Origin of the sequence: Okeania sp. (genome assembly GCF_035285525.1) — a bacterium.
Lineage (GTDB): Bacteria > Cyanobacteriota > Cyanobacteriia > Cyanobacteriales > Microcoleaceae > Trichodesmium.
Genome location: NZ_JAYKGW010000171.1, coordinates 23,755 through 34,138 on the forward strand (window position 1 = coordinate 23,755; position 10,384 = coordinate 34,138).

Annotated in this window: 6 protein-coding genes; 3 read left to right on the forward strand and 3 right to left on the reverse strand. The window is 35.9% G+C overall.

Annotated features, from left to right (window positions below):
* Positions 1-26: 26 nt before the first annotated feature.
* The gene (locus VKJ25_RS16325; RefSeq protein ID WP_324237697.1) at positions 27-2,408 is read right to left on the reverse strand and encodes a DUF4912 domain-containing protein; all 2,382 of its coding nucleotides are present in this window, start codon (positions 2,406-2,408) and stop codon (positions 27-29) included.
* 324 nt (positions 2,409-2,732) lie between these two features.
* Between VKJ25_RS16325 and VKJ25_RS16330 the strand changes: the two genes are divergently transcribed.
* Positions 2,733-2,879, forward strand: coding sequence for a high light inducible protein (locus tag VKJ25_RS16330; protein ID WP_324237698.1), 147 nt, complete (start codon positions 2,733-2,735; stop codon positions 2,877-2,879).
* 138 nt (positions 2,880-3,017) lie between these two features.
* Here VKJ25_RS16330 and cphA read toward each other — a convergent pair whose 3' ends face one another.
* Positions 3,018-5,732: a cyanophycin synthetase gene (cphA, locus tag VKJ25_RS16335; RefSeq protein WP_324237699.1), complete on the reverse strand. Its 2,715-nt coding sequence runs from the start codon at positions 5,730-5,732 to the stop codon at positions 3,018-3,020.
* A 443-nt stretch (positions 5,733-6,175) separates the two neighbouring features.
* A complete protein-coding gene (locus VKJ25_RS16340) occupies positions 6,176-7,048 on the reverse strand; it encodes a cyanophycinase (RefSeq protein WP_324237700.1) in 873 nt (290 codons plus the stop codon).
* Positions 7,049-7,423: 375 nt separating this feature from the next.
* Here VKJ25_RS16340 and trmD point away from each other — a divergent pair, with 375 nt between their 5' ends.
* Together trmD and VKJ25_RS16350 are read left to right on the forward strand one after the other, a co-directional pair.
* Complete coding sequence (trmD, locus tag VKJ25_RS16345; RefSeq protein WP_324237701.1) at positions 7,424-8,116, forward strand: tRNA (guanosine(37)-N1)-methyltransferase TrmD; 693 nt, start codon at positions 7,424-7,426, stop codon at positions 8,114-8,116.
* A gap of 486 nt (positions 8,117-8,602) precedes the next feature.
* Positions 8,603-10,183: a GldG family protein gene (locus VKJ25_RS16350; protein WP_324237702.1), complete on the forward strand. Its 1,581-nt coding sequence runs from the start codon at positions 8,603-8,605 to the stop codon at positions 10,181-10,183.
* Positions 10,184-10,384: the final 201 nt, after the last annotated feature.

Consider the following 10,384-nt stretch of genomic DNA (forward strand, 5'->3'; position numbering starts at 1 on the left):
TCCTTCCCAATGCGTAAGTCCTGATATTATTTCTCTTGCTCAACTTTAGTAATAGGGATTCGCATCGCATTAGAACTAGCTACCCCCAACCACTGAAAGTCATCAGTAACATAACCAATTTCAGCAATATAATCAACATAGCTAACATTGCCATTCCCATTGATAGTTATTTCTTTCTTCTGACTAGACTCTTCACAATTATACTGCTGCATATTATGAGGTTTTTGTGACTCTATATCAATGTCTGTAACATCTAATATGCGCAACTGGTATTGCTCTCCACCTTGTTGCTTGGCATCATCTTTCGCAGCTTGAGAAATTGCCCAATAAGCATAGACACTTTGATTAGTACGAGGAACTATAATGACCCAACAGGATTTTAACCCCTCCTTAGAAATACCTACGGTTGTCTCAGTTCTATTTAGTTGTGTACTTTTGTCTTTAGTAAAATCTTGATTAGCTTTAGGTGCTGACATCCGCACTCGGTTTGAACGAGCTAACTTTAACCACTGACCATCATCTGTGACATAACCTATTTCTGCTTGATATTCGCGATCGCTCACGATCGCAGGAACTTGCATTTGTGTCTGAGTAGACTCATCACAATCATAAGCTTGTACATTGCAAGCTGGTTTTGTATCTAGTAGTTCAATATCTGTAACATCATAAACTCGCAACTGACATTGTTCTCCTCCTTCTTCTTTCGCTTGATTTTGAGCAGTTTTAGAAACTTTCCAAACCACAGTCATTTTCTCTGTATCATCAGGAGTAATAGTAATTTGACTAGGAGATGATATCAATTTCCACCTTGTTGTAGGTCTAACTACTTTTTCTATTGCTGTGTTAGTCTCTTCACTGAGTTCTGCTTCTAAAATTAGCGATCGCTGAGAACGAGCTAAAACTAGCCAATGATCATTATTGGTAACATAACCTATTTCTGCTTGATATTCTTGATTAGTCAATAAGTTGCCTACTTGCCATTGCCGATCAGATTCTGCGCAATTATAATATTTGACATGATGAGCTGTTTGTGAGTCTAGGTCAATATCTGTAACATTATAAACTCGCAGTTGATATTGCTTACCCCCATGTAATTTGGCTGCATCTTTGTCTGTTTGTGGAACTAACCAAGTTACTGATGCTGTTTGATGAGGGTTGGGGATGAGAGTTATTTTACTATTTTTTTCTTGGTTTGCCCAGACTTTTACTAAATCTGCTTTGGCAGAAATACTATCAACATTTGTTCCTTTTTCCTCTTCTGAAATTGATTTTTCCCTAGAAATATCTGAACTTCTTTCAGTTGTTTCTGCTGAAGTTTCTACTAAATCTGCTTTGGCAGAAATACTATCAACATCTGTTCCCTTTTCCTCTTCTGAAATTGGTTTTTCGGTAGAAATATCTGAACTTCTTTCAGTTGTTTCTGCTGAAGTTTCTACTAAATCTGCTTTGGCAGAAATACTATCAACATTTGTTCCCTTTTCCTCTTCTGAAATTGATTTTTCGGTAGAAATATCTGAACTTCTTTCAGTTGTTACTTCATAAGTTTCTACTAAATCTGCTTTGGCAGAAATACTATCAACATTTGTTCCCTTTTCCTCTTCTGAAATTGGTTTTTCCCTAGAAATATCTGAACTTCTTTCAGTTGTTGCTTCAGAAGTTTTTAATAAATTTCCTCTGAAAGCAATACTACCAATATCTGTCTTCTTTTCCTCTTGTGAAATTGGTTTTTCGGTAGAAATATCTGAACTTCTTTCACTCGTTACTTCAGAAGTTTTTAATAAATTTCCTCTGAAAGCAATACTACCAATATCTGTCTTCTTTTCCTCTTCTGAAATTGGTTTTTTGGTAGAAATATCTGGAATTATTTCAGTTGTTTCTGCTGAAGTTTCTACTAAATCTGCTTTGGCAGAAATACTATCAACATTTGTTCCTTTTTCCTCTTCTGAAATTGATTTTTCGGTAGAAATATCTGCAGTTAATTTAGTTTTTTCATTACTATCTTCTAGAGTTTTAGTTGTTGCTATATCATTTGCTTCAACAACTTTAGTATCAGTAACAGAAGTTCCTTCTACTCCGACTGACTTATCTTTACCCCCTCTTAACACTCCCCATAATAATACTCCCAATAAAGGAGTTCCTAATAATAGTAATATCCAGCGAAGAGAATTTTTTTTTTCTATTATTTTATTGGCATTACCAGTAGGTGCTTGCAACAATATTGCCTCAGTTTTATTATTTAGACTAGGCAATAATTTAGATATTGGATACGTAGTATCTGAGTTGACAGATTTAGATAGAATAGTATTCTTTAACAAAGATATATTAGCAGCTGCTAAGGGTTTGGGAATAGCAGTTAAGGTTAAAAATACTACTGATATTTGAAATAATTTTTTGCTAGATGAAGACATTTTTATCCGGCTTTTAGGTTGGCAAAATTATAGTTAAATTAATTTATAGAGATTAGTATTCAGTTTCAATTTAATACCAATTTCAAAAAAAAGAATGTTACGAAGATAACGGCGTTGATGACTTTAGCTATAATTTTGCTTTAATAGCAAGCAATATTGAAATTTCATAGCTTGATTCACCAACGGCCTAAAATTTCAGTTTACACCCGTTTAGTCCATTCCCTAACTATTTGGCCTCATCAAAATATTAAATAATGTTGCGAACTTTAAGTTTTTAAGTTAAGTTATATTACATAGACTTGAAATAAAATCAAAATAATAGATATGGAAGAAAATCAAGGGAAAAAGTTAGGTTTTACTGAATTTGCAGAAACTTGGAATGGTCGCTTGGCAATGTTAGGTTTTATTATTGGTATAGCTACCGAATTTTTGACTGGCCAAAGCATCCTTTCTCAACTTGGTTTGATGTAAACTAAACATTGCAAATTAGAAACCCGGTTTCTTAAAGAAACCGGGTTTCTGTGAGGATTTCTGGTTGTCCCGATAATCTAGTCATCTAAAAGATGACTTAAGCTTTCAGCCAAGGAATTTATCCTTGGCAAGCTATGCTTAATGTGCCACCGAAGTCTTTAACTCTTCAGAAGAACTAGAAGACTCAATACCACCTTCAGGTAATTTAAGATCCTTAACCGGGTTACGAGCTTCTATTAAACTGATCGCTCGACTGACACTTTCTGGTAAAATCACTACCAAACTATCAGTAGAAGCTCTATCTAAAGCTGTATTAATAGCAGTTGTCTCATCTAAAATTGACTCATAACTCACTTTTGATTCAGAATTTTTTGCCCGATCCAAAAATTGTTTCACACCCTCATCAATAAGTTGCGCAGCACTTCCTCTTGCTCTTCCCCTCGTATCATCATCTTCCTTGATAATAATTTCATCAAAAATATCCGCTGCTAACTCACCCAGAGAAACAAAATCTTCATCACGGCGATCGCCAGGTCCTCCAACGACCCCGATCCTTTTGCCAGGCCAATTTCTGACAAATCCACCTAATGCTTCATAACTAGCAGGATTATGAGCATAGTCTACCAAAGCATGATAACTACCCATATTAAACATATTCATCCGGCCTGGAGTTTGATCTACCGAAGCCACAAAACTTGACAAACCTTCCTGAATATGCTCTATTTTCACACCTTGAGTAAAAGCGGCCAAACAAGCTGTCAGAGCATTAGCAATCATAAATGGAGCCTTACCAGCCATTGTAATTGGCACATTAGCTGCTTTTTCAATTCTTAAAGTCCAATCACCCTTCAAAATTGAAATATAGCCATTCTCATAAACTGCTGCTAAACCCCCCGCTTCTGTATGTTTTACCAAGATTTCGTTATTTATATCCATTGAGAAATAAGCAACTTGACCCTTGACTTTCTCTGCCATTGCTGCTACCAATGGATCGTCAGCATTCAAAATTGCATATCCTTTCGGCATTACTGACTCAACTACTACACTTTTTAGTTGAGCTAATTGTTCAATAGTATCAATATCTCCAATACCCAAATGGTCAGCAGCTACATTTAATACTATTCCCACATCACAGGTAGAAAAACCTAAACCAGAACGCAAAATACCACCCCGCGCCGTTTCTAACACCGCAACTTCTACCGTGGGGTCTGAAAGAATTAGACTAGCACTTTGAGGACCAGTATTATCTCCAGTTTCAGCCAAATATTCACCAATATAAGTACCATCAGTAGTAGTATATCCCACTACTTGACCAGTTTGCTTCATAATATGAGCCAGTAGCCGAGTCGTAGTTGTCTTTCCGTTAGTACCAGTAACAGCCAAAATTGGTATTCGCCCATTTCTTAACCCAGGGAATAACATATCTATTACTGCCCCTGCCACATTTCTGGGCAAACCGCTACTAGGAGCAACGTGCATCCGAAAACCAGGAGCAGCATTAACTTCTATAATCACTCCATCTACCTCTCGCAATGGTTTAGAGATATCTTCAGTAACTACATCTATACCTGCAATATCCAAACCTATTATTTTAGCAGCTCTAGATAATAACCAAGCATTTTCTGGGTGTATTTCATCAGTACGGTCTACTGCAATACCCCCAGTGCTGAGGTTAGCTGTTGCTCTTAAAAAGCAAATTTCTCCTGGTTTCGGTATAGAATCCATCCTATATCCTTGTCTTACCAAGATAGCAAGAGCAGATTTATCTACCGTAATTCTAGTCAGGACATTATCATGTCCATCGCCTCTTTGAGGATCTCTATTAATTTCTTCAATTAGTTCTGCTATTGTAGACTTGCCATCTCCGACTACATGAGCTGGAACTCTTTCAGACACTGCCACAACCTTGCCATTAATCACTAACACTCGGTGGTCTTTACCCGTATAGTAACGTTCTACAATAACAGTTTTGGTTTTAGAAGCAGCACTAGCCAAATCATAAGCTGGTTCTGCCTCTTGCCAATTTCTCACATCTATGGTAATGCCACGACCATGATTTCCATCTAGAGGCTTAATCACAATAGGATATCCTCCCACTTCCTCAATGGCATCTTCCAGTTCATCTAAGTAGCGAGTAACTGTACCACGAGGTACTGGTATTCCTGCATCTTGGAGAATTTTTTTAGTACCTTCTTTATCACAAGCAAGTTCTACCCCAAGAATCCCTGTTTGGTTGGTGAGAGTTGCCTGGATTCTTTTTTGATTCACCCCATAACCAAACTGAATCATAAACCGAGCTGCTAGTTGAGTCCAAGGAATACCCCTTGCCTCTGCTTCTTTAACAATAGCTTCTGTACTTGGACCCAAAGAGCCTTTATTTTTTAATTCCTTGAGGTCTTCTAAATCTTGGTCTAATTCTATTAGAGGATATTTACCTGTATCAACAATACTTTGGCAAAGTCTTACTGCTGCTCGTGCTGCATAACGACCTGCTTTTTCATTCTCGTATTCTATTACTACCTGGAATATTCCTGGAGTAGATGTTTCCCTGGTTCTACCAAAACCAACTGGCATTCCTGCTAGTTGTTGAAATTCTAAGGCCACATGTTCGACAACATGACCCATCAATGTTCCTTTTTCCACACGAGTGAGGAAACCACCCTTGACTCCAGGGGAGCAATAGTGTTCTACCAGACTTGGTAGAGTTTCGATTAATCCTTTATAGAAACCAGGGATGTCTGATGTATATTTTTCGTAAAGGTCTTCTAAGTCTAGACGCATAACCACGAGTTTATGGTGGCGAATACTCCAGTAGTTAGGACCGCGTAATGTCTGCAGTTTGAGGATTTTCATAAGAGAATTTGAAGATAATTGATAATGGATAATTAATAATTAATAATTAATAATGAATAATTAATAATGAATAATTAGGGTTTCTTGAATAAACTGTTTTTTCTCTTTGTAGCAGTCAGGAAGAATGGGAATTATAGAGAAAGTATTCGGATATTTTATCCCTTTATTTTTCTTCCCTAATCAACCTAAAATCCTAACTAAATTTTTGATTACAAAGGTTTAAAAAATTGCACTTTTTTTCGTCCTCAAAAGGCTAATACTTTTACCTATTAATACTTTGAGAAAAATTCAGCAAACCCTAATTAGAGATAAGCAAGTCAAAAAATAAATTACACATTGAGCGAAGCTAAAATTATTACTGTGTAAACATGACAATTTGTCAATAATTTTGTGTAGGTGCTTATTTTTCATTATCAATTATCCATTAACTAACAGAAATGCTATTAGTCAAGAGGAATAATTGTTTCAGACAGTTCTGGTTTCATGGTATGAGAATTAAGATCGTAACTATCCCCATGACAAAGTATATGTAATCTGAGATTTGATAAACTCAAAGGAGCTTCTACCTCTACTTGGGCAGCATTTGTATAGGATATTTCTATCGGATCTATAATTGTGACTGTGCCTTTACCCAAGACTTGAATTTGACCATCTTGTTCAAATAATGCACAAGTATCCTCATCTATCCCTATACCAACTTTGTCTGGGTGAGTAGCGATCGCGCTTAATAAACGGGCCATCCGATTCCGATTATGAAAATGTTGGTCTACTATTATTTGTGGCAATATAGCCAAACCATTGGTCATATCAACCAGAGACTTATTTGGTGAAGAGCCACTACCACCACCTGCTATCATGTGATAGCCCATAACTGCCGCCCCTGCACTTGTTCCGGCCAGGGCTATTTTACCCTCTAAAGTTTTAATTCTGATATTGTCCATCAAAGGGGTATCAGCGAGTAAGGCATAAAGACGCAGTTGGTCTCCTCCAGTCATAAATATTCCGGTACAATCTTCCAAATCTCTTAGCCAGATAGGGTCTTCTCCTTGATACCTTTCCCGGATGTCAAATATTGTAATATCAACAGCGCCCATATCCTGAAACACCCTACGGTATCTATCTCCTTGAGCTGCTGGTTCCCTGGAAGCTGAAGGAATAATTCCTAGTTTGGCATCTCTTCCTCCGGCGCGATTAAAAAAAGTTCGTAGAATCTCTTTTCCATGAACTTTATCCTCCGCTCCTCCGATAACCATAATAGTTGTTTTTGTCGGACGTAATCTATTTATTTTTAAACCTTGAGGCTCTAACTGCATCATATTATTGTTAATCTTGGACAGCAGATAAACATTTAATTTCGATTATTTTAATAATTCGTTATAATAGTAGACTATCTTATTATCTGGCAAGTCCCTAAATTATCCTCTCTGGGATTTTTCCAAATTTTTTTGATTAGATGTAGGTTGGGTTGAGGGAGGAAACCCAACCAGAATCTTTTTCCCCCTACGGAGGTTGCATGGAACGTCTTTACTCACTCCCCTACTCCCTGATGCACCATTTTAGGTGTGTCAGTCTACTATGGAACTTGGATTTTTCCAAATTTTTTTTGATTAGTTAAGTTTATAAGTTTTGATGAAAAAATATTCTAATACACCCCATCACCCCATCACCCCATCACCCTACAAATAAATGTCGTGCGATTTGATGTTATTACCCTATTTCCAGACTTTTTTACCACACCTCTCAGCTCAGGTTTACTTGGTAAAGCTCTTAACAAAAATATTGCTCAGGTTAATCTAGTTAATCCCCGCGATTATACTGTAGATAAGTATAAAAAAGTTGATGATGAATCTTATGGTGGTGGAGTAGGAATGGTTTTAAAACCAGAACCTATATTTGCTGCTGTAGAATCATTGCCAACTCTTCCGCAACGAGAAGTTATTTTATTAACTCCCCAGGGAGAGAAAATGCACCAAAAGATGTTTCGGCATTTAGCCGCAGAGTATGAACAACTTGTTCTAATTTGTGGTCATTATGAAGGTATTGATGAAAGGGTAGAATATTTAGTGACTAAAGAAATATCCCTTGGAGATTTTGTTCTAACAAGTGGAGAAATACCAGCTTTAGCTCTTATTAATGGAGTAGTTAGGTTACTTCCAGGAACTGTCGGCAAAGCTGAATCTTTAAAATGCGAAAGTTTTGAATCTGAATTACTTGATTATCCTCATTACACCAGACCTGCTGATTTTCGTGGTTGGAAAGTACCAGAAGTTTTGCTTTCAGGACATCATGCAGAAATAGCAAAATGGCGTTATCAACAACAAATTGAGAGAACAAAATCTCGTCGTCCAGACTTGCTTAAAAATAATGATAATGTAAGCAATTAGCATTCAGCACTCAGCTATCAGCTATTTTTTTTAATTTTAGATTTTAGATAAAAGCTTAATTAATCAAGATAAACCTTACTATAGCAATCCTAAATAAATTGCAAGATTTTATCGTAGGGGTTTGGTCTCCAAACCAAAGTGCCAAGGGATTTGGAAACCAAACCCCTACAGTTTTTTCTGATGGATGATTTAATATTGCTATAGGAATCCTATTTTGTTCGTGGCAAAAATCTTACTGCTTTTTAGGGAACACTTAACTAAGAACAGGTAAGAGTTTCAAAAGTTTTATTTACTTTTTTGACTTGTCGCAACCTATGGACGGATTGCTATATATATTCATTATCAATTATTCATAAAGATAATATGAAAATTATCAAAGGTACAATGTAAGCAATTAGCATTCACCAGTCAGCTATCAGCTATAGTAATCCTATTTTATTTTTGTATAAAAATCTTCCTTATTTCTTCTTTCTTCTTTCTTAAAATATGAAAATTATTAAAGGTACTTGGAATTATTTATTTTGGTTAGGACCAATTTTAATTATTATCGGTATATCAGCAGGTTTTGTGTCAGGAACTTGGGAACCAATACCATTAACTTTAATAACTGTTGGAATAGTAATAGCTGGTTTATGGATTTTTTATCAAGTTTATTCTTTAGAAAAAAAATCAACCAATACTTGGTGGAAAAGTCGAGCAACTGAAGCAGGTACAAATGCACTTTTTGCCACTATTTCGGTACTAATAATATTGGCATTAATTAACTTTCTAGCAGTTCGTTATCAAATTAGAATAGACCTTACTGAAAATCAAAGATTTACACTATCACCCCAAACTATACAAGTATTAAAAAACCTCCAACAACCAGTCAAACTTTGGATATTCGACCGAGGGGAAAATCCTCAATATTCCCAACTAATAAAAAACTATCAAATCCAAGGAAATGGTAAATTTACATTTGAATTAATAGACCCTCAAACACAACCAGGAAAAGTTAGTAAATTTGGAGTCAAACAATTAGGAGAAATTCATTTAGAAGTTGGAGATAAAAGAGAAGTTATTATAAGTAGACCAATAGAACTTTTAACAGAATCTAAACTAACAAATAGTATCGAAAAAATTCTTGGTGGCAAGACTTTAAAAATCTACTTAATTCAAGGTCATGGAGAACGAGAATTAAAAGAAGGTCAAGAAGGTTTTACTGAAGCTATTAATGCTCTAGAAAATAAAAATTCTCTAGTCCAATCTATCAATTTGGCAACAATTTCTCAAGTGCCAGAAGATGCAGATGTTGTGATTATTGCAGGTCCGCAAAGAAAATTTTTAGAAGCAGAAGTTACTGCTTTACAAAAATATTTAAACCAAGGTGGCGGTGTATTAATAATGTTAGATCCAAGCACCGAGCCAGGATTAGATAATTTATTTACAGAATGGGGTGTATTAATTGACGATCGCCTAGCAATAGATAATCCAAATATTGGGCGATTAGTAGGTCTTGACCCCTGGGTAGTATTAGTGACTCGATATGGAGAACATCCTATTACTCAAAGTTTTGGTAATGGTATTTCATTATATGCCTTTGCTCGTCCGATACAAACTCAAGAAGTAGAAGGAATAGAAGAAAGTCCTCTCATTTGGACTAATGACCAAAGTTGGGCAGAAACAGATTTAAAGGGTGAATTAACATTTGATGAGGATAAAGATGGTACTGGACCATTGTCTATAGGGATAGCTTTGACTCGTTCTAGTAATAGTAATGGGGAAAAAAGTCAAGACGCAAAATCAGAAGATAAATCAGAAGAAGCACGTTTAGTAGTATTAGGAAATTCTCTGTTTGCCACAAATGGTTGGTTTCAACAACAACTGAATGGAGATGTTTTTCTGAACTCAGTTTCTTGGTTAAGTAAACCAGAACAAAAAACACTTTCTATTAGTCCGAAAAAAGCTACAAACCGTCGCATTGCTATGAGTTTAGTAGAAGCTAGATTTTTAGGTTGGATGGCAATTTTAATTTTGCCTATTTTAGCTTTTTCAATAGGTGGAATAATTTGGTGGCAACGACGATAATTAATTGATAATTGATAATTTGGGAGTTAAATTTTTACTTTCAAAAAAGTGCGAAAAGTCCTAGTTTGTAGAGGGTTTGGAGACCAAACCCCTACAATCTTTAATTTTATCCAGGACTTACGCATGATGAACGAGTTTTAGGTATTTGAGATGGCTTTCCTCATGGGTAAGTCCTGTATATATAGGGTTAAAAAACTATTG